The following is a 19,738-nucleotide window of genomic DNA, read 5'->3' as shown; positions in this document are numbered from 1 at the left end:
GGAAGAGCAGATGAAAAGAGTGATGATGCTGTTGCCCGTAATAGGGCTGGCCGCCTGTAGTTCACCGCAACCGACCCGGTACGAGCAGGTGCAGTACCAGTGCGGTGAGCAGGCTCTGTCCATCGCCTTCGATCGCCAGGCCCAGACGGTGCAGTTTGAGCAGGGTGAGGTGTGGTACAAGCTGCTGCTGGCCGAGCGCTCCGAGCAGCAGGGTGATCGCTACAGCTTTGGTCTGACCGAGCTGTGGGTGAAGGACAAGCAGGCGACCCTCGCCCAGCAGGGGGCCACACTGCTCACCTGCACCAGCCAACCTGCGCAAAGCATGGGTCATATGAACAAGATGGAGCCCATGAGCAACATGGATCACATGAACAACATGGATCACATGAGCAATATGGACGGCATGGGGCAGGCCGACCGCAGCGAAAAAAGCGCAAACTAGTCCGCCGTGCTGCTCATATGGCCTGCCTGTGCAGGCCATATTGTTATTGGCCGCCCGGCAGGGATGCCAGCATCTGGTTTATCCAACGCTGGCTGAAGCGGGCGCGCTCCTCATCGGGAATGCGGCTTCCTACCTCCAGCTGTATGGAGGCACTCCACACCGGCTTCTCGCTCTGGCTGTCGAGCAGCACCACGGCCAGGGTACCGGCTCGCCGTGCCTGATCTGTGATCTGTCCCGGTGTCATTCCAAGCCGGCTGAAGATCTCCCCATTCGAGATGTCGGCGGCGCCGGCGACGCCGATTGCCACCAGCACGTCGGCCCGATCCAGGCTATCCGGCTGCCAGCCGCGCTCCTTGAGACCCCGTACGACCGCCTCCTGCACCGGCGTCAGCCAGCTCTCGGCACTGGTTCCCGCGTATTGGTACTGCTCGGCCATGGCAAAGCGCACCGGCTGACCATAGGGCCAGCTGACGGCGGGTTTGACCACCAGGGTTCCGGTGGAGGGGGGAATACTGGCCGGCCCCGTGCTGCAACCGGCCAATAGCAGGGGAAAGAGCAGAAGCAGAGTGCGCATGACAAGACTCCCGGTGTCAGGTGATTTTGCCTGTCTCCAGCAACTGCTGGATCAAGGGCCGCAGGATCAGCTCCATGGCAAAGCCCATCTTGCCCCCCGGCACCACTATGGTGTTGAGGCGGGACATGAAGCTGCCATCGATCATGGAGAGCAGGTAGGGGAAGTCCACGTTCTTGATGCCGCGAAAACGGATCACCAGCATGCTCTCGTCCAGGCTCGGGATCACCTTGGCGCTGAATGGGTTGGAGGTGTCGACCGTGGGGACTCGCTGAAAGTTGATATGGGTGCGGGAGAACTGGGGGGTGATGAAATTGATGTAGTCATCCATGGAGCGGACGATGGAGTCGGTCACCGCCTCCCGCGAATGGCCGCGCTCCGAGGTGTCGCGTACCAGCTTCTGGATCCACTCCAGGTTGACGATGGGCACCACGCCGATGAGAAAGTCCACATGGCGGGCCACGTTGTGCTCGTCGGTGACCACGCCCCCGTGCAGCCCCTCGTAGAAGAGCAGGTCCGTCTCGTCGGGCAGGGTCTGCCAGGGGGTGAAGGTCCCCGGCATCTGGTTGAAGGGCACCGCCTCGTCGAAGGTGTGCAGATAGCGTCGGTATTGTCCCTGTCCACTCTGGCCGTACTCTTGAAAGAACTGCTCGAGCAGGGCGAAGTCGTTGGCCTCCGGGCCGAAGTAGCTGATGTGACGCCCCTGCTCCCGGGCCCGGCGAATGGCGACATCCATCTCGGGACGGGTGTAGCGGTGAAAGCTGTCCCCCTCCACCACGGCCGCCTTGTAGCCCAGCTGATGAAACATGGAGCGAAAGGCGATGGTGGAGGTGGAGGTTCCGGCACCGGAGGAGCCGGTCACGGCGATGATGGGGTGTTTGGCCGACATGGGGAGTCCTCTTCCTTGATAATCTCCGTTATACGGGGCCGATGGGAAAGCGGTCAAGCCTCCCGGGGGAAGCGATCTCGCGGGATGATGTCCACGCTTTCGTGCAGTTCGCTGTAGACGACGACGGCACTGCCGCTCTCGAGCTGCAGGCGTACCGCGGCCACCTTCTCCTCCAGGCTGGCTTCAGCCTCCCCGTAGTCGGTGCCCTCGCGCAGCACGAACGATTCGATCAGGTTGTGCAGGGTATCGGCCTCTATGGCCTGCCAGGGGATGATCATGGAAGGGGCCCTCTGAAAAGAGGGCCTATTGTGCCCTGCACGTTGGGCTCTGCAACCCCTTTTTAGGGCGTGACCTCTTGCAACCATTGGTCGATCCGCTCGTCGAGCCAGAAACGCGGACGCCATGGGGTACCTTGCAGGAAGCCTACGTGGCCGCCGCGTCGGCTCAGCTCGTAGCGCACCTGGGGAGAGAGTTGCTCCGGGCGCGGGATCACGCTCTGTGACATGAAGGGGTCGTCGGCGGCGTGGAGGATAAGGGTGGGAATGGGAATCTGGGCCAGCAGTGGCAGGCCAGAGCAACGCTGGTAGTAGTGGCTGGCGCTCTCGAAACCGTGCAGGGGGGCGGTGACCCGCTCGTCGAAGTCGCGCAGGGTGGCGATCTGTTCCACCTGTTTCGGTTGCCAGCGCTCGCTCGCCCTCTGCTGCTGCCGGATCTTGCTCAGCAGATTGCGGCGCATGGTGCGCAGCAGGTAGGTCTGATAGACCCTGGAGAAGCCCTGGTTGACGCGATCGGCGCAGCTCTCCAATTGCAGCGGGGCCGAGACCACTACGGCCGCGGTCAGTGCCGCCGGGCAGGCACGAGCCAGCAGGTTGACCAACATGTTCCCCCCCAGGGAGAAACCGATGGCGATCAACGGCTTGCCCGCAAAGCGGCGGCTCAGCTCGGCGATGAGCTCCTGGGCATCCCGGATGGCGCCCGAGTGGTAGGCCTCGAGATGGCGGTTGGGTTCACCACTGCAGCCGCGAAAGTGCATCAAGACGGCTTCCCTTCCCTGTTGCTGCAGATGGGTGAACAGCCCTTTGGCGTAGTGGGAGTGGATGCTCCCCTCCAGGCCGTGAAAGACCACGATCAGAGGACGATTGTCGGGGGTGACAGCTCCGCTCCAGGCGAGATCGACGAAGTCTCCGTCGCTCAGCTCGAAGCGCTCGGCGATGAAGCGGGCCGGCATCCGGCGCAGCCACTTGGGTAAGATGGTTTGCAGATGAGGATTGAGGGCCCACCAGGGGGCCCGGAAGCGACTCTCTATTATCATTGTCCGACCAGCGTCTTGTGATGTTCGGCGCCGCGCAGCATGGCCTGGATCAGCTCGTTGGCCTCAAACTTGGTGAGCGCCTCGTGAGCCCCTACTTGATGGGCTCGCTCTACGCTGATCTCGCTCGAGAGGGAGGTGTGCAGAATGATGTAGGCCCCGGCGAGGCGTGCATCGTTTTGTACCTCGAAGGAGAGCTCATAACCATCGAGCCCGGGCATCTCTATATCGCTCACCAGGATGTCGATGGGAGCCCCCTGACTGGCGGCCTCCTGCATCAGGTTGAGGGCATCCTGTCCATTACCGCAGACCCGATAGGGGATGTTGATATAGTCGAGGGCGACCATCAGCTGCTTACGGGCCGCCGCCGAGTCATCCACCATCAGGATCTGCATGGGCTTGAGGATCTCCCGCTGCACATCGGTGAGCAGGGGATAGAGGTGGTCGGGGGCATCGGGGAAGACCCGGGAGAGGATCAGCTCCACGTCGAGCAGTTGCACCAGTTGCTCGCCAATACGGGTGACGCCGGTGACGAAGATGTTATGCCCAAGGCTCGCCGGTGGTGGCGTGATATCGCGCCAGTTGCACTCGCCGATCCGCTCTATGCCCCGCACCAGAAAACCGACCAGGGTGCGACGGCAGTCGGTGATGATGATGAAACAATCCTTGAACTCCTCTTGCCGGAGCGGTTGATAGCCCACCGCCTTGGCCATGTCGATGATGGGCAGGGTATGGCCGCGCAGGCTGACGGCGCCGAGCACGGTCGAATGGCTCTTGGGTATGGCGGTCAACGGTGTGTAGGGCACAATCTCTTTGACCTTGAGGGTGCCGATGGCAAACAGCTGTTGCCGGGTGAGTCGGAAAAGCAGCATCCCTTGCGACTGGTTCGCCTTGCTCTTCATGGTTGATATCCCGAGTAGATAGGAGAGAGGGCGCTCCTAGCATAACGAAAAAAAGGAGTCATGGGGCGGGTGCTCTCTCAAAAGTGTTATCCGGAGACAATGGTGTTTGCTGGGGCTTTGCCGGAGCCGGCCTCAGCGTTGGGACTTTCCCACATGGCTCTCCACGATGCGGTTGATGCCGTCTTGCTGGCGCAACTGGTGCAGGGCGTGATCAAACTGCTTCACAAACTGCTCCTTGAAGGGAAAGGCCTTGTCGTTGGCCGCATAGCCCAGAAAGCCCTGTTCACGGGTTACCACCGGGCCCTGGCGCAGGCGACCCATGTCTTCGAGGGCGAGGTGTCCATCTTTTATCATGGTCAGCATCTCGGCCAGCAGAGAGAGCTTGTCATTGATGGTGCAATCGACCCGACCACGCAGGATCTTGAGCAAATTCTCACGGTTGCTCTTGGCCTCTTCCTGCTCAATTTTGCCGGCAGAGACCGCCTCCCAGAAGGCTTTTCCTCCGATGGCAAAGCCCGCATTCATGCCAAAACGCAGGCCGAAATAGTCGTCGGGAAAGCGAGCCTCGTCGGTGTTGCTGGCGAGCTTGTCGCTACAGAGCACCACCACCTCCTCGTCGAGCAGGGGTTGGGAGTAGGGCCAGATCCAGGGGCGTTCCTCCTGATTGTAATAGGGGGGCAGCACGGCAAAGGCCTTGCCCTGTTCCACCATGCTAAGAGCCCGGCGCCAGGGCACGGGCTTGAGTACCAGTTCAAACTCGGGCATCGCCTTGGCCACTTCCCGCACTATGTCGGGATAAATGCCACGTGCCTCCTGGCCCTCCTGCCAGGAGTAAGGGGCATAACTGGAGTCCGTCAAGATCTCGACCCGGATGTTGGCCTCGACACAGGTCACCGCCAGAACCATCAACCACCATGCTTTCATGGTTTGCCTCCTCTGCTCACTGTTAACAGCATAGGGGAGGCGTGGCGATCACTCCTGTAGCCAGCAGGCTAATTCTTGTTGCCAGCTCAGTTCATCCGGGTAGCCCAGCGCCGCGAGTACGGGGGCGATAGCTTGCCCTCCCTTGAGCTGACGATCGGCACGGATCAGGCGATACTGGGCCACCAGTGCCGCCAGATCCTCACTCACCTCGGCGGGGATGAGCCCCTGGTTGAGCCCTTGCCACTCCTGTTGCAGCGTCGTGGGTGTCGGCTCAGGGTGCAGCGGGTGACGCAGCAGCAGGTCGGACAGGACCCGCAGACGATCCCCATAGGGGCCTTGCCACTCTCGCTCCTCTTGCCATTGGGTCAGATCGTCGAGCAGGGCCTCGAGCAGGGGGGAGGGGTGAAGCCAGCCCGACAGGGAGGGCTGGGGTTGGCGTACCGAGAAGCGAGCCTCCCGCCATTGGCTACCGCGCAAGGGCGTGAAGGCGGCCAGGCAGTTGGCCGGGAGCCAGAAGCACTCCCCGTCACAGAGCAGTTGCTCCCGGTTGCCAAGGCGCAGTAACCCCATGCCGTGGCGAACCTGCAGCAATCGTCCCTGGGGAAGGCGCAGGCGCTTGCCAAAGGAGAGGACGGCCGCGTGACCGGTGAGAAATTCGATGGCGTGATGCATGAGGAAACCCTGATATGATGCTGCCGGGAGGTAACACAAATGGAAACCCGACGTAAAAAACGCTTTATCGCCGGGGCGGTCTGTCCCGCCTGCGGCAAAATGGACACCATGATGCTGTATCTGGAGCATGGAGTCGAGAAGGTGACCTGTAGCGAGTGCGGTGACACTCAGGTGCGCCCCAGCGAAGAGGTGACCCGGGTGACCCGGGCAGAGGAGGAGGTGATCGGCGTCTTTCGCCCTTGATGAGGCATAGGCGAGGCGGTGGTTTTCGGTTATGCTTGGGCCGTTTTTTCACTCAGCAGGATTCCTGACATGAAAGTAGCTCCCCTGAGCGTAGTTACGCTGGAATACACGGTTACCGACGAGCACGGCGAGGTGATCGATACCACGGTCGGCAAAGAGCCGCTGGTTTATATGCACGGTACCCGTTACCTGGTCTCCGGCCTGGAAGCGGCTCTGGAAGGTCGCGCCGTGGGCGATGCCTTTGAGGTGACCCTGAGCCCCGAGCAGGCCTACGGCGAATACGATGAGGGGCTGGTTCAAGAGGTTCCCGGTGAGCTGTTTGACGGCATGGATGTCGCCGAGGGTGATACCTTCGTGGCCGAGACCGACGATGGCCACCGTCCGGTGACCGTGGTCGAGGTCTCCGAGGCGTTCGTCAAGGTCGATGGCAACCATCCCCTGGCGGGCGTGACCCTGGGCTTCAAGGTCGAGATCAAGGATGTGCGTCCGGCCACCGCCGAAGAGCTGGCTCATGGCCATGTTCATGGTGAAGGTGGTTGCGGCGGTCATCACCATCATGATCACGACCACGATCATGACCACGGCGGCTGCTGTGGCGGTGGTCACCACCATCATGATGACGAAGAGCAAGGCCATGGCGGCTGCTGCGGTGGTGGCGGTTGTGGTGGCAAGGGCCATCATCATTGATAGCCAGAATGACAAAAGCCCGCGTGATGCGGGCTTTTTTGTCGCCGCTCAGTAGTGAGGCGGCGGTGTCTCTTCGGCCATGCTGGCAATCTGGGTCGGCTGCATCGCCTTGAACTTATCCGCCAGCAGATGGACCAGTTGGCGCATCTTGTCGAGTTCGCGCCCCTGCACCGTCACCTCTTCGTTGAGCTGCTCCACCGTGTATTCGGCGTAGGCCAGACGGCTCTCCAGGGTTTCGATGCGTTCGAGCAACTGCTGCTTTTCCATAACCTTCCTTTACTTGAGGCTCCAGGTCTCGGCCAGGCCGCTGGAGCTGACAGTGACAACCCGGCTATTGTCGCCCAAAGCCACGCCATAGACCACAGCGCTGGAGGGGCGGGGGCCTTCTCTGGGGGTGACCAGCCACTCGTCCAGAGGGGCTCCGTCACTCACCCGCCACAGGTTGGCCTGGCGTGAGGGCGAGCCGGTCAGCAGCCACTGGCCGTCGTTGACGAACCGGGCGGCGCTGTAGATCTCCTGGCGATGCTTCATCTGCAGCCGGCTCACCTCTTTGCCGCTGACCAGCTCCCAGATGCGAGCCTGGCCCATGCTGCTGGCGGTAAAGGCATAGCGCCCCCGGGGATCGAGGCGTACCAGGGTGACCCGACTGCCATGGTTGAAGCGATGGATCACCTGACCGCTTTGGGTGTCCCACAGGTAGGCGGTGTAATCATTACCCCCGGTCAGGGCATAGCGGCCGTTGGCGGAAAGGTCTACGGTATTGACCTGCTCGCTGTGGCCAAGGAACTGCAAGCGTCGGCCTGTGGTGAGGTCTACAAACTCCGCCTTGCCATCCTCGCGTCCAATCAGCACGAAGCGCCCGCTCTCCGAGAGGGTGATGTCGCGCAGACGTGATTCGGGCAGGGAGTAGAAGCCGACCGAGTGGCCATCCGCGAGGCTCCAGAGCGAGAAGGTGGTGGGGGTGGCCGTGACCGCATGGCTTGCAGCGGGGGAGAAGCGGGTGACGAAGACCAGGTTGCCATCCGGGGAGGGCATCTCCCAACGATAGCGTTGCCTGTCTTCTTTCAGGTCCCACACCGTCATCTGCTGAGCCGTGGAAACCAGAGCCGTGTGGCTATCGGCAGAGAGATCGGCGGTCAGCGCCCCCTGGTAGGAGAGTTCTCGGGTCTGCTGGGGCTGCACCGCGTTTTTGTCGCAGCCATAGAGCAGCAGGGGGCACAACAGAAATAGGATGGCACTTTTTTGCATTTTTCCTGTCTCATGCTCTTGTTCGCCCGAATTCGAGGGTTAGTATAAGGCGTTTGTTGCCATAAACCTCTCATTTCAAGAAGGAATCGAGAGCGGTTTTACGTTTTGGAGAAACTGATGAACAAATTTCTGAAGATGTCCCTGCTGGCTGCTGCCGTATCCGTAGGTCTGACTGCGTGCCAGAAGGACGAGAAGCCGGCGGCTCCCGCCGAGACCAAGACCGAAGCCGCCAAGCCGGCCGAGGGTGCCAAGGCCGACGCCAAGAGCTTTGAGGAGCAATCCGGTTACGCCATCGGTCTCTCCATGGGGCGCTATATCGCCAATACCCTGGAGCGTCAGCAGGAGCTGGGTATCAAGCTGGACAACAGCGTCATCCTCAAAGGGGTGACCGACGGTCTGGCCAAGAGCGCCTCCATGAGCGACGAGGAGATCCAGAAGGCCCTGCAGGCCTATGATGCCAAGATCAACGAGCTCTCCAAGGTCAAGGCCGAGCAAGAGTCTGCCGACAACCTGAAGAAGGGTGAGGCCTTCCTGGCCGATAACGCCAAGAAGGAAGGGGTCAAGACCACCGAATCCGGCCTGCAGTACCAGGTCGAGAAGATGGGTGAGGGCGCCAAGCCCAAGGCCACCGATATCGTCAAGGTGCACTACACGGGTACCCTGATCGACGGCACCAAGTTCGACAGCTCTGTCGATCGTGGTGAGCCGGCCACCTTCCCCCTCAACCAGGTGATCCCGGGTTGGACCGAAGGCGTGCAACTGATGCCGGTCGGCTCCAAGTTCAAGTTCGTCCTGCCGTCCAAGCTGGCCTATGGCGAGCACGGTGCTGGCTCCATCCCGGCCAACTCCGTACTGGTGTTTGACGTTGAGCTGCTGGCCATCGAGAAGCCGGCTGCCGACGACGCCAAAGAGCAGGCCAAGAAGTAAGCCATTGCCATGATGAAGAGACAGGGCCTGCGGGCCCTGTCTTGTTTTCGGCAAGGTGTTACACTGCCCCCTTTGCCGGGGGCATGGAATCAGGAGTGAGCATGAGCCAGGACTGGGGAGTCGATCTGGGTGGCACCAAGATGGAGTGCGTGGTGCTGGAGGGGGACAGGGTGGTGCTGCGCGAGCGGCAGGCCACTCCCCGCGATCAGGGGTATGCGGGCATCCTTGAGGGGATAGCTACCCTGGTCGAGCGCTGTGTGGCCATGCTGGGAGCTCGCCCCGAGCGGCTCGGCATAGGGACTCCCGGGGCACGGGATCCCCAGACCGGGGTGATGAAGAACTGCAACACCACCGAGCTCAACGGCCGTCCCCTCAAGGAAGATCTGGAAGCCAGACTCGCCATGCCTGTCCTCATCGCCAACGATGCCAACTGTTTCGCCCTGGCCGAAACCCACCTGGGTGCCGTGCGTGATCAGTTTCCCGAGGCGCGGGTGGTGTTTGGCATCATCATGGGCACCGGGGTCGGCTCCGGAATAGTGGTCGATGGTCGCATCCTCAACGGTCACCACGGCATCGCCGGCGAGTGGGGCCACAACGAGCTCTCCCCCGACGGTCCCGAGTGTTACTGTGGCAAGCGCGGCTGTGTCGAGACCTTCATCTCGGGTCCGGCTCTGGAGGCCTGGTACCGGGAGAAGAGCCAGCGCCTGCTCCACTTGCCCCAGATTGCCGCAGCGGCCTCTCACGATGCCCATGCCCGTCAGACCCTGGACCGGTTGCACCGCCTGTTTGGTCAGGCCATCGCCAACGTGGTCAACATCCTCGACCCCGATGTCATCGTCATCGGTGGCGGGGTCGGCAACATCGAGAGCCTGTACAGCGCCGGACGCCAGAGCGTGCTGCCTTACCTCTTCAACCCCAGATTCACCACCCCTATCATCAGGCCAACCCTGGGTGACAGCGCCGGCGTATTCGGTGCGGCCCTGCTGGCCAGAGGCACCTTCAAGGAGGCTTTGCTCCGATGATCCGCATTGCCATCAACGGCTATGGCCGCATCGGCCGCAACGTGCTGCGCGCCCTCTACGAGAGCGGCCGCGACAAGAACATCAAGATAGTGGCCATCAACGAGCTGGCCGATCCCAAGGCCATGGCGCACCTCACTCGCTATGACACCAGCCACGGTCGTTTCCGCTTCCCGGTCGAGCTGGCGGGCAACAGCATGCAGGTGGGCGAGGATCTCATCCCCCTGTTTGCCGAGAGTGATCCGGCCAATCTGCCGTGGCGGGCACTGAAGGTTGACGTGGTACTGGACTGCACCGGCGTGTTTGGCTCGCGCACGGATGCCGAGAAGCATCTGGCGGCGGGGGCAGGCAAGGTGCTCTTCTCCCATCCGGCCGATGCGGATGTGGACGCGACCATCGTCTACGGGGTCAATCACGGGGTGCTGAGCGGGCGTGAACGGATCGTCTCCAACGCCTCCTGTACCACCAACTGCGTGGTCCCCGTCATCGAAACATTGCATCGAGAATTCGAAATAAATTGTGGTACTATTACTACAATTCACTCATCCATGCATGACCAGCAGGTGATCGACGCCTACCACGGTGATCTGCGCCGAACCCGGGCCGCCAGCCAATCCATCATTCCGGTGGACACCAAGCTGGCCAAGGGGCTGGAGCGTATCCTGCCCCACTTCGCCGGCAAGTTCGAAGCGATCGCGGTACGGGTGCCCACCATCAATGTCACCGCCATGGATTTGAGTATCACGGTGCGAAAAAAAGTGTCGGTTTCTGACGTAAATCAAGCCCTGCAACGGGCATCCAGAGGTACATTACTGGGTATTCTGGATTACACGGAAGAGCCCCTGGTCTCCGTCGATTTCAATCATGATGCCCATTCGTGCATCATTGATGGTACCCAGACCCGGGTGAGCGATGCCAACCTCGTCAAGATGTTGATGTGGTGCGATAACGAATGGGGCTTCGCGAATCGGATGCTGGATACCACCCGGGCCATGATGGTTGCAGGCTGAGCCTGCCCCGGGGACAAGGTTACTGTTTTTAACATTACCTGGAAAAATATAGAGGACTGAATATGTCTGTTATCAAGATGACCGACCTGGATCTGGCTGGTAAACGCGTCCTGATCCGTGCTGACCTGAACGTGCCGGTAAAAGACGGCAAGGTCACCTCCGATGCACGGATCAAAGCCACCCTGCCGACCATCAAGCTGGCTCTGGAGAAGGGTGCCAAGCTGATGATCACCTCCCACCTGGGTCGTCCGACCGAAGGCGAGTACAACGAAGAGTTCTCCCTGCAACCGGTCGTCAACTATCTGAAAGACGCTCTGTCCTGCGAAGTTCGCCTGGCCAAGGATTACCTGGATGGCGTGGACGTCGCCGCCGGTGAGCTGGTCGTTCTGGAAAACTGCCGTTTCAACAAGGGTGAGAAGAAGAACACCGAAGAGCTGGCCAAGAAGTACGCCGCCCTGTGTGACGTCTTTGTAATGGATGCATTTGGTACCGCTCACCGCGCCGAAGGCTCCACCTACGGTGTGGCTCAGTACGCGCCGGTTGCCTGTGCCGGCCCGCTGCTGGCTGGTGAGCTGGAAGCCCTCGGCAAGGCCATGGACAACCCGGCTCGTCCCATGGTTGCCATCGTCGGTGGCTCCAAGGTCTCCACCAAGCTGACCGTACTGGAGTCCCTCTCCAAGATCGCTGACCAGCTGGTGGTCGGTGGTGGCATCGCCAACACCTTCATCGCCGCTGCCGGTCACAACGTCGGCAAGTCCCTGTGCGAGCACGACCTGATCGACACCGCCAAGAAGCTGGCTGCCGAGACCTCCATCCCGGCCACCACCGACGTAGTCGTGGGTAAAGAGTTCTCCGAGACCACCCCGGCCACCACCAAGTCTGTGGCTGACGTGTCTGACGACGACATGATCTTCGACATCGGTCCGGATTCCGCCAAGGCCCTGGCCGACATCATCATGAACGCCAAGACCATCCTGTGGAACGGTCCGGTCGGCGTGTTCGAGTTTGACCAGTTCGCCAAGGGTACCGAAGTGATCGCCCGCGCCATCGCCGAATCCCCGGCCTTCTCCATCGCTGGCGGTGGTGACACCCTGGCCGCCATCGACAAGTTCGGCATTGCCGACAAGGTCTCCTACATCTCCACCGGCGGCGGCGCCTTCCTGGAGTTTGTAGAGGGCAAGAAGCTGCCGGCCGTCGCCATCCTGGAAGAGCGCGCCAAAGCCTGATCGTGACCCGAAACGGGGGGCAAAAGCCTCCCGTTTCGTCTATCATGTGCCCGCCCATGCCGGTTCATGATGAACCCCCACAATTTTTTATCGGCATACGAGAATAGGACGAGAAACATGTCTAAGAAGATTTTCGACTTCGTAAAACCCGGCGTTATCACCGGTGATGACGTTCAGAAGGTATTCGCTGTCGCCAAGGAGAATGGCTTTGCCCTGCCGGCGGTCAACTGCGTCGGTACCGACTCCGTCAACGCCGTGCTGGAAGCGGCCGCCAAGGTGAAGGCTCCGGTCATCGTTCAGTTCTCCAACGGCGGCGCCGTCTTTACCGCCGGTAAGGGTCTGAAGCTGGAAGGTCAGAAGGCTGCCATCATCGGTGCCATCTCCGGTGCCAAGCACGTTCACGCCGTGGCCGAAGCCTACGGTGTGCCGGTGATCCTGCACACCGACCACGCTGCCAAGAAGCTGCTGCCGTGGATCGACGGTCTGCTGGAAGCCGGCGAGAAGCACTTCGCCGAGACCGGCAAGCCGCTGTTCTCCTCCCACATGCTGGATCTCTCCGAAGAGTCTCTGGAAGAGAACATCGACATCTGCTGCGAGTACCTGACCCGCATGGCCAAGATGGACATGACTCTGGAGCTGGAACTGGGTTGCACCGGTGGCGAAGAAGATGGCGTGGACAACAGCCACATGGATCAGTCCGCCCTGTACACCCAGCCGGAAGACGTGGCTTACGCCTACGAGCGTCTGTCCAAGATCAGCCCGCGCTTCACCATCGCTGCCTCCTTCGGCAACGTGCACGGTGTTTACAAGCCGGGTAACGTCAAGCTGACCCCCTCCATCCTGGACGCCTCCCAGAAGTACGTCTCCGAGAAGTTTGGTGTGCCGGCCAAGAGCCTGGACTTCGTGTTCCACGGTGGCTCCGGCTCCACTCTGGAAGAGATCCGCGAGTCCATCTCCTACGGCGTGGTGAAGATGAACATCGACACCGACACCCAGTGGGCGACCTGGGAAGGTCTGCTGAACTTCTACAAGAAGAACGAAGCTTACCTGCAAGGCCAGCTGGGCAACCCGGAAGGTGCCGACAAGCCGAACAAGAAGTACTACGACCCGCGCGTATGGTTGCGTGAAGGCCAGACTTCCATGATCAAGCGTCTGGAGCAGGCTTTCTCCGACCTGAACGCCATCGACGTACTGTAATTCGTTACAGCACCTCGATTGCATGAAAAGGCGCCCTTCGGGGCGCCTTTTGTTTTTGTTTGATAAACATCACAGCCGGAGTAGTGGGCATAGCGGCCAAATTCGTTTAGTTTGGTAAACATCTTATTCACTGGCAGGATGCTGATGATGACCCCTGGAGCACAGGAACACCCCCACTCTTACTACGCCGCAACCCGCAATGACGACACCCTCTGGCCCGAACTGGAGGGGGAGATCCGCGCCGATGTCTGCGTCGTCGGGGGGGGCTTTACCGGCCTCAACACCGCCATCAATCTGGCCGAACTCGGCTATGACGTGGTTCTGCTGGAGGGGCGACGCATCGGCTGGGGAGCGTCCGGGCGCAATGGTGGCCAGCTTATTCGCGGGGTTGGCCACGATACCAGCCAGTTCGCGCGCTATATCGGAGAGGAAGGGGTGCGCGAGCTGGATCGGATGGGGATCGAGGCGGTGCAGCTGGTCAAGGATCGCATTGCCCGTTTCGGGATTGAGTGTGATCTCACCCTGGGTTATTGCGATCTGGCAACCAAGTGGCGCCACCTGGTGGATTTCGAGGCGGCCCAGCGTCACCTGGAATCACTCGATTACCCCTTCGAGGTGCGCCAGGTGCCGAAGGAGGAGATCCACGCCATCGTCGGCTCGGATCGCTACATAGGTGGCATGGTGGATATGGGCTCTGGCCATCTGCATCCCCTCAATCTGGCCCTCGGTGAGGCCCGCGCCGCCGCCTCTTTAGGTGTGCGCCTGTTCGAGCACTCCCAGGTGACGCGGGTTGACTACGGTAGCAAGGTCAGGGTGACCACTCGCCATGGAAGGGTCGAGGCCGATACCCTGGTGCTCGGTTGCAACGCCTATCTCAACGAACTGGATCGGGAGCTGGGGGCCAGGGTGCTGCCGGCAGGCTCCTATATTCTGGCTACCGAGGTACTGCCCAAGCGGGTCCGTGAGCGGCTGCTGCCGCAGAATATGGCGGTGTGCGATCAGAATGTGGCGCTGGACTACTATCGTCTCTCGGCGGACGGTCGCCTGTTGTTCGGGGGAGCCTGCAACTACTCTGGGCGCGACCCCAAGGACATCAAGGCCTTCATGCAACCCAAGCTGCTACGGGTCTTCCCCGAGCTGGCCGAGACCGCCATCGAGTTTCAATGGGGAGGGATGATTGGTATCGGCGCCAACCGATTGCCGCAGATCGGGCGCTTGCCGGATCATCCCAATGTTTACTACGCCCAGGCTTACTCGGGGCACGGGGTCAATGCGACCCACCTGGCTGCCAGCCTGCTCGCCGAGGCGATCCATGGCCACAGCCGGGGCTTCGATCTCTTCGCCGCCGTGCCCCATCTGCGCTTCCCGGGGGGACCTCATCTGCGCTCCCCCCTCTTGGCACTTGGTATGCTCTGGTACCGTCTCAAGGATCTGCTCTAAACGGGGTCGGCTGTCAGAGCCGGTACATGAGCCCGGTGCTGACGGCGAGCATGGTCGAGTCGTAGAAGTCGATATCGGCGTCGGCACTGCCCCACGAGGCGCTTACGAAGACGCTGAGCGGCTCAACCCCGAACAGACGGTGCCAGAAGAAGGTGCTGCTGGCGCCCCATTCGTTGGCATCGGCCTTCTGGCCGTAGATGGGGTTGGCCTCGTCGTAGTGGCGCCACCCCCCGTAGAGGTTTGACACCAGGCTCCACTGTGGTCCGCGCAGGGCATGGGTCAACTGCAGATGCAGGGTGTCGCTGCGCTCGGCGGCACCATCGAGCTCTGCCCGCTTGTAGATGAGGGCCGGGCTCAACAAGTGGCCCGAAGGCAGCTGCCAGTCGTAGGAGAATTCGAGTCGGTGCAGATCGCCGTTGCGATCGAGCATGGCCGCCTGCTCCTGGCTCAGTTTCCCCTGGCTCACCAACTGCCGGCCACTCTGCTCGTCGTCGACCTGGCTGCGTCGCCAGGTGTAGGCCGCATTCACCTTGCTGTGGCCTATGTTGTCCCAGCCCAGCCGCACACCCCGGGTGCTGTAGTCGGTTTCGCTGCGCTCACCCGAGACGAAATAGGGATCGCTCCAGGTCTCGGTGGGCATGGCCGAGAAGACATAGCCGGCCGAGAAGATGCCCAGATTGCCCCACTGCTGGCGAATGCCCAGCTGCTGGGTGAGATCGTAGCGCACCGCATCCTGGATCAGGTTACCCAGGAAGATCTGGGTACCGGTCTCGGCGAAGGTGTAGCGAAGATCGGCCCCGAACAGGGGCTTGAGAGCGTCATGCCGGGATGGGCTGGTGTCGAGCGCATCCAGGCGTGAGTCCCCCTTGTCTCCCTTGAAGAGATTGGATTCATACTGGCGGGCCGTCACGCCCCCCATGACGAACCCGGAAAAACCGGATTGGGTGGGGATGGTGGTCACATCGGCCAGCGCCGGGTGAGCGCCGAGCAGGGCCAGTGGCAGCAAGGCATATTTCATTCAGTGGTCTCCTGAGCAGGGTGGGGATCGGGCGCGCATGATAGCCATCTGTGATGAATCCGGGATGACCAGGGCGCGACCCGGCCCATATTAAATCAATTCCCTGCGACCCGGCCCATATTAAATCAATTCCCTGCGAGCTGGGCGACATTCGGGCAGGTGAGTCCGGGCGCGCCGACTGGTATGCTGTTGGCCAAATATGAGAAGGGATCGGATGGATGAAGCAGATCAAGTCGTGGGCCCAGTATTACGTCGACCTGATGACCAAGCTCGGTCTGGTGCGTTTCAGCATGTTGCTGGCGACCGGCATCATAGTGTTGGCGGTGTCGATACAGATGGGGGTGACCCTGTTTTTACGCAATGCGGTCGACATGGTCGATCTGGTGCGTTCCATCTTCTTCGGCCTGCTGGTGACCCCCTGGGCCGTCTACTTTCTCTCCATCGTGGTCGACCAGCTGGAAGACTCCCGCCAGCGCCTGAGTCGTATGGTGACCAAGCTGCAGGAGATGCGTGAGCGGGATCTGGAGCTTAACCGCCAACTGCAGGAGAACATCACCCGCCTCAATGCCCAGATTGGCCAGACCCAGCAGTTGGAGAAGGCCCGCCAGCAGGCCATCGAGGATCTCGAAAACGAGGTGTTCCAGCGGGAGAAGGCCCAGCTCCATCTGGAGGAGCGCACCGCCCTGCTGCGCTCCTTTATCGACTGCTCACCGGATCTGGTCTATTACCGCAACGAACAGGAGCAGTTCTCCGGCTGTAACCGGGCCATGGAGGAGCTGACCGGGCGCAGCGAGTCGGAGCTTATCGGTCTCACCCCGTTCGATGTTTACAAGGCCGATATCGCGGCCCGTATCGTGGAGACGGATCGCAAGGTCTTTAACGACGACAGTCCGCTCACCTATGAGCAGTGGCTGGAGTATCCGGACGGGCGCAAGGCCTACTTCGAGCTGCGCAAGGTTCCCTTCTACGATCGCTTCGGCAAGCGCCTGGGCCTGCTCGGCTTTGGCCGTGACATCACCGAGCGCAAGCAGTATCAGGACAAGCTGGAGAAGGCGAGCCGCGACAAGACCACCTTCATCTCCACCATTAGCCACGAGCTGCGTACACCGCTCAACGGCATCGTGGGCTTGAGCCGCATCCTGCTCGATACCCCCCTCGACGAGACCCGTCATCAGCAGCTCAGGACCATCCACCTGAGCGCCGTGACCCTGGGCAATATCTTCAACGACATCATCGATCTGGACAAACTCGACCGCCGTCGCCTCGAGATAGCCCCGGCCCGTCTCGAGCTGCCGGCCTTCCTCGACGAACTCGAAACCCTGTCGCGTATTCAGGCGGAGCAGAAAGGGCTCTATCTGCATTTCGACCGGGATGGGGATGTGCCTCGCTTCGTCATGGCCGATGGCACCCGGTTGCGACAGATCCTCTGGAACCTGGTGGGCAATGCGGTCAAGTTTACCGACGAGGGCGGCGTGACGGTGCGTTGTCTGGTTCATCCGGGTGACGACGAGCAGCGATTGGCGCTGCACTTCGAGGTGGAGGACACCGGCATCGGTATCGCCCCGGCGGAGCAGGAGAAGATCTTCGCCATGTACTATCAGGTCAAGGGGGAGCAGAAGCACGCCATCGGCACCGGCATCGGTCTGGCGGTCTCGCGTCAGCTGGTGGAGGCCATGGGGGGCTGTCTCATGGTCGACAGCGATCAGGGAGAGGGGGCCTGTTTCACCGTGGAGCTGGAGGTCGATCTGGCCGATGCCCCGGAGGCACCGGGGGAGCTTGGCGAGATACCGAGTCTCGATATCCTCCTGGTGGAGGATGTGGAGCTCAACATCACGGTCGCGAGTGCCCTGCTGCAGAAGTTTGGCCACAGGGTCGAGGTGGCCCGAAACGGGGCCGAGGCCCTGGCCAAGGCCAATCCGGATGATTTCGATCTCATCCTGCTCGATATTCAGCTGCCCGATATGACCGGCTTCGATATCGCCCGCATTCTGCTCGAGCGTTACGGGGAGGTGTTGCCCCCCATGGTGGCCCTCACCGCCAATCTGGTGACCGATCGCCAGACCTACCTCGATGCCGGCATGGTCGATGTGCTGCGTAAACCCATCGGTTCGGCGGCGGTACGCCATGTGCTGGGGCGGCTGTTTGCTGGCATGGATGAGGAGGCCCCGCTTGAGAGCGGTGGCAGCGGTGTGCTCGATCTCGCCTTCCTGGAGGATTATGCCGGGGCGGTGGGCAAGCCGCTGATGCGATCCAGCGTCGATCTCTTCGAGAAGATGATGCCCGACTATATGGCGGTGCTCGACTCCAACATGACGGCGCGGGATCAGAAGGGGATTGCCGAGGAGGCGCATAAAATCAAAGGGGCCGCAGGCTCCATCGGGTTGCGCCGCATTCAGGGGCTGGCCCAGCAGATCCAGAGCCCCGATCTCCCCGCCTGGTGGGAGAACGTGGAGGACTGGATCGAGGCGATGCGCCGTGAATATCCGGCGGATCTCAAGGCGCTGCGGCGCTGGCTAGAGAGCTGAGGAGAGACCCATGTATGCACGTTTGATCCCCCCCTTGCGCTCTTTGCGGCCGGTCGGGGAGGGGTTGCTCGAGGCGACCGAACGGGATCGGGCCCGCATTGTCCAGGCGGCGCCCGTGCGTCGGTTACAGCAGAAGACCCAGGTCTTTCCCCTGGATGTGAAGGCGTCGGTGCGCAGCCGTCTCACCCACTCCCTCGAGGTGCAGGAGACGGGTCGTCAAATAGCCAGGCAGATCCTGGCGGCACTGCCCGATGCCGGAGTGCCTTCGCTGGTCTTCATCAACCTGGTGGAGATGGCCTCCCTGCTGCACGACGTGGGCAACCCCCCTTTCGGTCACTTCGGGGAGCAGGTGATAGGGCAGTGGATGCAGACCCATCACGATCGCTGCTACCTTGCGGCCTTGGGGCAGGCTAACCTCCCCCGGTGGCTCCCGTTTCGGGAGGACCTCTGCCACTTCGACGGCAATGCCCAGAGCCTGCGGCTGGTGCACTCATTGCACGAGCTGGATCTCACCCAGGGGCAGCTGGCGGCCCTGTGCAAGTACCCGGGGGAGGGCAAGGGAGAGGGATGGCAGGCCAAGTGCGGTGTCTACCTGAGTGAGCGCCCGCTTATCGCCGGGCTGTGGCACTCCCTCGGCCTGGAGCCCGGGGCTCGCCATCCCCTCGCCTATATCATGGAGGCGGCCGACGATATCTCTTACTGCATCGCCGATCTGGAGGATGCGGTGGACAGGCGCATTCTCTCCAGCGAGAAGCTGCAAAAGGCGCTGCGCGAGAGTGCCGAGCCCTACCTTGGCGAGCTGATCGAGGAGGCGCTGGCGACGGACCCGCGCTTCTTCGCCCCCTTTCGGGAGCGGCTCACCGCCGAGTTGGTGGCGTTGGCCGCCCGGACCTATCTGGCCGAGCACGAGGCGATCCTGGCCGGACGTTACCCTCGCCCCTTGCTCCACGGTCAGACGGCGCCAGCCAGGGCGCTGGATCGCCTGCGCCAGGTGGCTCGCGAAGAGGTCTTCCTGAGGCCAGAGGTGGAGGCGCTGGAGCTGGAGGGCTATGCGGCCCTGCGCACCGTGCTGGATACCTACGGAGAGTTGTTGGCGCTGCCGACCGACCGTTTTCAGGGGCTGCTGGCCGGTGACAGCCAGGGGCTCTTCGTGCTGCGCCGCCTGGTGCATCGCCTCTCGGCCCGCCATATCCGGGCCTATCAGCGTGCCATCGCCTGTGCGGATCCCCGTTTCCCCGATCCACCGCATCAGGAGTGGTATTACAGGGTCAGGCTGCTGCTCGATTACGTGAGCGGTATGACGGACACCTATATTCAGCAGGAGTATCGCCTGCTCTGTGGCCTGTGACCCCCAAATGGGATGAGTCCGATTGCCATGGGGGCATCGTTTTTTTAGACTGCTGCAACCTGTTCAACCTTTCATCTGCGAGGAGACGATCATGAATCAACTCATGACCCAACAAGCGACCTCACTGCGCCATCTGAGCGC

At 61.6% G+C, this 19,738-nt stretch carries 21 protein-coding genes; 11 read left to right on the top strand and 10 right to left on the bottom strand.

The annotated features are described in order from the left end of the window. Positions 1 to 10: 10 nt before the first annotated feature. Positions 11 to 442, top strand: coding sequence for a hypothetical protein (locus AB5Y48_RS11675; RefSeq protein WP_368164551.1), 432 nt, complete (start codon positions 11 to 13; stop codon positions 440 to 442). A gap of 43 nt (positions 443 to 485) precedes the next feature. Here AB5Y48_RS11675 and AB5Y48_RS11670 read toward each other — a convergent pair whose 3' ends face one another. From AB5Y48_RS11670 to AB5Y48_RS11640, 7 genes are all read right to left on the bottom strand, one after another. Further along, on the bottom strand, positions 486 to 1,016 hold the full coding sequence (locus AB5Y48_RS11670) for a DUF4136 domain-containing protein (RefSeq protein ID WP_368164549.1): 531 nt from the start codon (positions 1,014 to 1,016) through the stop codon (positions 486 to 488). A 16-nt stretch (positions 1,017 to 1,032) separates the two neighbouring features. Continuing rightward, positions 1,033 to 1,902 (bottom strand): phosphoribulokinase, encoded by an 870-nt coding sequence (locus AB5Y48_RS11665; RefSeq protein WP_050665198.1) that lies wholly within the window; start codon positions 1,900 to 1,902, stop codon positions 1,033 to 1,035. Positions 1,903 to 1,955: 53 nt separating this feature from the next. Beyond that, entirely contained in the window at positions 1,956 to 2,180 is a 225-nt protein-coding gene (locus AB5Y48_RS11660) for a YheU family protein (protein ID WP_050665197.1), read from the bottom strand. A gap of 62 nt (positions 2,181 to 2,242) precedes the next feature. Further along, a complete protein-coding gene (locus AB5Y48_RS11655; protein WP_368164547.1) occupies positions 2,243 to 3,214 on the bottom strand; it encodes a hydrolase in 972 nt (323 codons plus the stop codon). Further along, positions 3,211 to 4,113 carry a chemotaxis protein gene (locus AB5Y48_RS11650; RefSeq protein ID WP_050665195.1) on the bottom strand — a complete coding sequence of 301 codons (903 nt, stop codon included), beginning with the start codon at positions 4,111 to 4,113 and terminating at the stop codon, positions 3,211 to 3,213. Before AB5Y48_RS11650 ends, AB5Y48_RS11655 begins: the two co-directional genes overlap by 4 nt. Positions 4,114 to 4,245: 132 nt before the next feature. Continuing rightward, the gene (locus tag AB5Y48_RS11645) at positions 4,246 to 5,037 is read right to left on the bottom strand and encodes a substrate-binding periplasmic protein (RefSeq protein ID WP_368164544.1); all 792 of its coding nucleotides are present in this window, start codon (positions 5,035 to 5,037) and stop codon (positions 4,246 to 4,248) included. A gap of 48 nt (positions 5,038 to 5,085) precedes the next feature. Further along, positions 5,086 to 5,709: a hypothetical protein gene (locus tag AB5Y48_RS11640; protein ID WP_368164542.1), complete on the bottom strand. Its 624-nt coding sequence runs from the start codon at positions 5,707 to 5,709 to the stop codon at positions 5,086 to 5,088. Between the two features lie 39 nt (positions 5,710 to 5,748). Here AB5Y48_RS11640 and AB5Y48_RS11635 point away from each other — a divergent pair, with 39 nt between their 5' ends. Together AB5Y48_RS11635 and slyD are read left to right on the top strand one after the other, a co-directional pair. Further along, a complete protein-coding gene (locus tag AB5Y48_RS11635) occupies positions 5,749 to 5,952 on the top strand; it encodes a YheV family putative zinc ribbon protein (RefSeq protein WP_050665192.1) in 204 nt (67 codons plus the stop codon). Positions 5,953 to 6,021: 69 nt separating this feature from the next. After that, positions 6,022 to 6,639: a peptidylprolyl isomerase gene (slyD, locus tag AB5Y48_RS11630; protein ID WP_050665191.1), complete on the top strand. Its 618-nt coding sequence runs from the start codon at positions 6,022 to 6,024 to the stop codon at positions 6,637 to 6,639. Positions 6,640 to 6,687: 48 nt separating this feature from the next. On the opposite strand, the gene AB5Y48_RS11625 is transcribed toward slyD, so the two are convergent. Together AB5Y48_RS11625 and AB5Y48_RS11620 are read right to left on the bottom strand one after the other, a co-directional pair. After that, complete coding sequence (locus tag AB5Y48_RS11625) at positions 6,688 to 6,906, bottom strand: SlyX family protein (protein ID WP_050665190.1); 219 nt, start codon at positions 6,904 to 6,906, stop codon at positions 6,688 to 6,690. A 9-nt stretch (positions 6,907 to 6,915) separates the two neighbouring features. Then, positions 6,916 to 7,887, bottom strand: coding sequence for a WD40 repeat domain-containing protein (locus AB5Y48_RS11620; RefSeq protein WP_050665189.1), 972 nt, complete (start codon positions 7,885 to 7,887; stop codon positions 6,916 to 6,918). A 117-nt stretch (positions 7,888 to 8,004) separates the two neighbouring features. Here AB5Y48_RS11620 and fkpA point away from each other — a divergent pair, with 117 nt between their 5' ends. From fkpA to AB5Y48_RS11590, 6 genes are all read left to right on the top strand, one after another. Then, positions 8,005 to 8,814 (top strand): FKBP-type peptidyl-prolyl cis-trans isomerase, encoded by an 810-nt coding sequence (gene fkpA, locus AB5Y48_RS11615; RefSeq protein ID WP_050665188.1) that lies wholly within the window; start codon positions 8,005 to 8,007, stop codon positions 8,812 to 8,814. Between the two features lie 101 nt (positions 8,815 to 8,915). Then, positions 8,916 to 9,836, top strand: coding sequence for an ROK family protein (locus AB5Y48_RS11610; RefSeq protein ID WP_368164538.1), 921 nt, complete (start codon positions 8,916 to 8,918; stop codon positions 9,834 to 9,836). Beyond that, positions 9,833 to 10,843 (top strand): erythrose-4-phosphate dehydrogenase, encoded by a 1,011-nt coding sequence (epd, locus tag AB5Y48_RS11605; protein WP_050665186.1) that lies wholly within the window; start codon positions 9,833 to 9,835, stop codon positions 10,841 to 10,843. The genes AB5Y48_RS11610 and epd overlap by 4 nt, the downstream gene beginning before the upstream one ends. A gap of 62 nt (positions 10,844 to 10,905) precedes the next feature. Continuing rightward, complete coding sequence (locus tag AB5Y48_RS11600) at positions 10,906 to 12,069, top strand: phosphoglycerate kinase (protein WP_050665185.1); 1,164 nt, start codon at positions 10,906 to 10,908, stop codon at positions 12,067 to 12,069. A 117-nt stretch (positions 12,070 to 12,186) separates the two neighbouring features. Beyond that, positions 12,187 to 13,266 (top strand): class II fructose-bisphosphate aldolase, encoded by a 1,080-nt coding sequence (gene fbaA / locus AB5Y48_RS11595; RefSeq protein ID WP_050665184.1) that lies wholly within the window; start codon positions 12,187 to 12,189, stop codon positions 13,264 to 13,266. A gap of 147 nt (positions 13,267 to 13,413) precedes the next feature. After that, positions 13,414 to 14,706, top strand: coding sequence for an FAD-binding oxidoreductase (locus AB5Y48_RS11590; protein WP_162491600.1), 1,293 nt, complete (start codon positions 13,414 to 13,416; stop codon positions 14,704 to 14,706). A gap of 13 nt (positions 14,707 to 14,719) precedes the next feature. On the opposite strand, the gene AB5Y48_RS11585 is transcribed toward AB5Y48_RS11590, so the two are convergent. After that, entirely contained in the window at positions 14,720 to 15,724 is a 1,005-nt protein-coding gene (locus AB5Y48_RS11585) for a DUF2860 family protein (protein ID WP_050665182.1), read from the bottom strand. Between the two features lie 218 nt (positions 15,725 to 15,942). Here AB5Y48_RS11585 and arcB point away from each other — a divergent pair, with 218 nt between their 5' ends. After that, on the top strand, positions 15,943 to 18,249 hold the full coding sequence (gene arcB, locus AB5Y48_RS11580) for an aerobic respiration two-component sensor histidine kinase ArcB (protein ID WP_050665181.1): 2,307 nt from the start codon (positions 15,943 to 15,945) through the stop codon (positions 18,247 to 18,249). Between the two features lie 10 nt (positions 18,250 to 18,259). Beyond that, positions 18,260 to 19,597 carry a dGTPase gene (gene dgt, locus AB5Y48_RS11575; protein WP_368164534.1) on the top strand — a complete coding sequence of 446 codons (1,338 nt, stop codon included), beginning with the start codon at positions 18,260 to 18,262 and terminating at the stop codon, positions 19,595 to 19,597. Positions 19,598 to 19,738 lie beyond the last annotated feature (141 nt).

The organism is Aeromonas sp. R6-2 (assembly GCF_040908155.1).
Lineage (GTDB): Bacteria > Pseudomonadota > Gammaproteobacteria > Enterobacterales > Aeromonadaceae > Aeromonas > Aeromonas schubertii.
This window is presented reverse-complemented; position numbering and strand designations above follow the sequence as displayed.

Excerpts from the sequence above, each read along its gene's own strand:
- AB5Y48_RS11670 (WP_368164549.1), bottom strand. The coding sequence starts at position 1,016 with ATGCGCACTCTGCTTCTGCTCTTTCCCCTGCTATTGGCCGGTTGCAGC.
- AB5Y48_RS11675 (WP_368164551.1), top strand. The coding sequence starts at position 11 with ATGAAAAGAGTGATGATGCTGTTGCCCGTAATAGGGCTGGCCGCCTGT.
- fkpA (WP_050665188.1), top strand. The coding sequence starts at position 8,005 with ATGAACAAATTTCTGAAGATGTCCCTGCTGGCTGCTGCCGTATCCGTA.
- fbaA (WP_050665184.1), top strand. The coding sequence starts at position 12,187 with ATGTCTAAGAAGATTTTCGACTTCGTAAAACCCGGCGTTATCACCGGT.
- AB5Y48_RS11655 (WP_368164547.1), bottom strand. The coding sequence starts at position 3,214 with ATGATAATAGAGAGTCGCTTCCGGGCCCCCTGGTGGGCCCTCAATCCT.
- AB5Y48_RS11635 (WP_050665192.1), top strand. The coding sequence starts at position 5,749 with ATGGAAACCCGACGTAAAAAACGCTTTATCGCCGGGGCGGTCTGTCCC.
- AB5Y48_RS11665 (WP_050665198.1), bottom strand. The coding sequence starts at position 1,902 with ATGTCGGCCAAACACCCCATCATCGCCGTGACCGGCTCCTCCGGTGCC.
- AB5Y48_RS11610 (WP_368164538.1), top strand. The coding sequence starts at position 8,916 with ATGAGCCAGGACTGGGGAGTCGATCTGGGTGGCACCAAGATGGAGTGC.
- epd (WP_050665186.1), top strand. The coding sequence starts at position 9,833 with ATGATCCGCATTGCCATCAACGGCTATGGCCGCATCGGCCGCAACGTG.
- arcB (WP_050665181.1), top strand. The coding sequence starts at position 15,943 with ATGAAGCAGATCAAGTCGTGGGCCCAGTATTACGTCGACCTGATGACC.
- AB5Y48_RS11600 (WP_050665185.1), top strand. The coding sequence starts at position 10,906 with ATGTCTGTTATCAAGATGACCGACCTGGATCTGGCTGGTAAACGCGTC.
- dgt (WP_368164534.1), top strand. The coding sequence starts at position 18,260 with ATGTATGCACGTTTGATCCCCCCCTTGCGCTCTTTGCGGCCGGTCGGG.
- slyD (WP_050665191.1), top strand. The coding sequence starts at position 6,022 with ATGAAAGTAGCTCCCCTGAGCGTAGTTACGCTGGAATACACGGTTACC.
- AB5Y48_RS11660 (WP_050665197.1), bottom strand. The coding sequence starts at position 2,180 with ATGATCATCCCCTGGCAGGCCATAGAGGCCGATACCCTGCACAACCTG.
- AB5Y48_RS11620 (WP_050665189.1), bottom strand. The coding sequence starts at position 7,887 with ATGCAAAAAAGTGCCATCCTATTTCTGTTGTGCCCCCTGCTGCTCTAT.
- AB5Y48_RS11625 (WP_050665190.1), bottom strand. The coding sequence starts at position 6,906 with ATGGAAAAGCAGCAGTTGCTCGAACGCATCGAAACCCTGGAGAGCCGT.
- AB5Y48_RS11645 (WP_368164544.1), bottom strand. The coding sequence starts at position 5,037 with ATGAAAGCATGGTGGTTGATGGTTCTGGCGGTGACCTGTGTCGAGGCC.
- AB5Y48_RS11585 (WP_050665182.1), bottom strand. The coding sequence starts at position 15,724 with ATGAAATATGCCTTGCTGCCACTGGCCCTGCTCGGCGCTCACCCGGCG.
- AB5Y48_RS11640 (WP_368164542.1), bottom strand. The coding sequence starts at position 5,709 with ATGCATCACGCCATCGAATTTCTCACCGGTCACGCGGCCGTCCTCTCC.
- AB5Y48_RS11650 (WP_050665195.1), bottom strand. The coding sequence starts at position 4,113 with ATGAAGAGCAAGGCGAACCAGTCGCAAGGGATGCTGCTTTTCCGACTC.
- AB5Y48_RS11590 (WP_162491600.1), top strand. The coding sequence starts at position 13,414 with ATGACCCCTGGAGCACAGGAACACCCCCACTCTTACTACGCCGCAACC.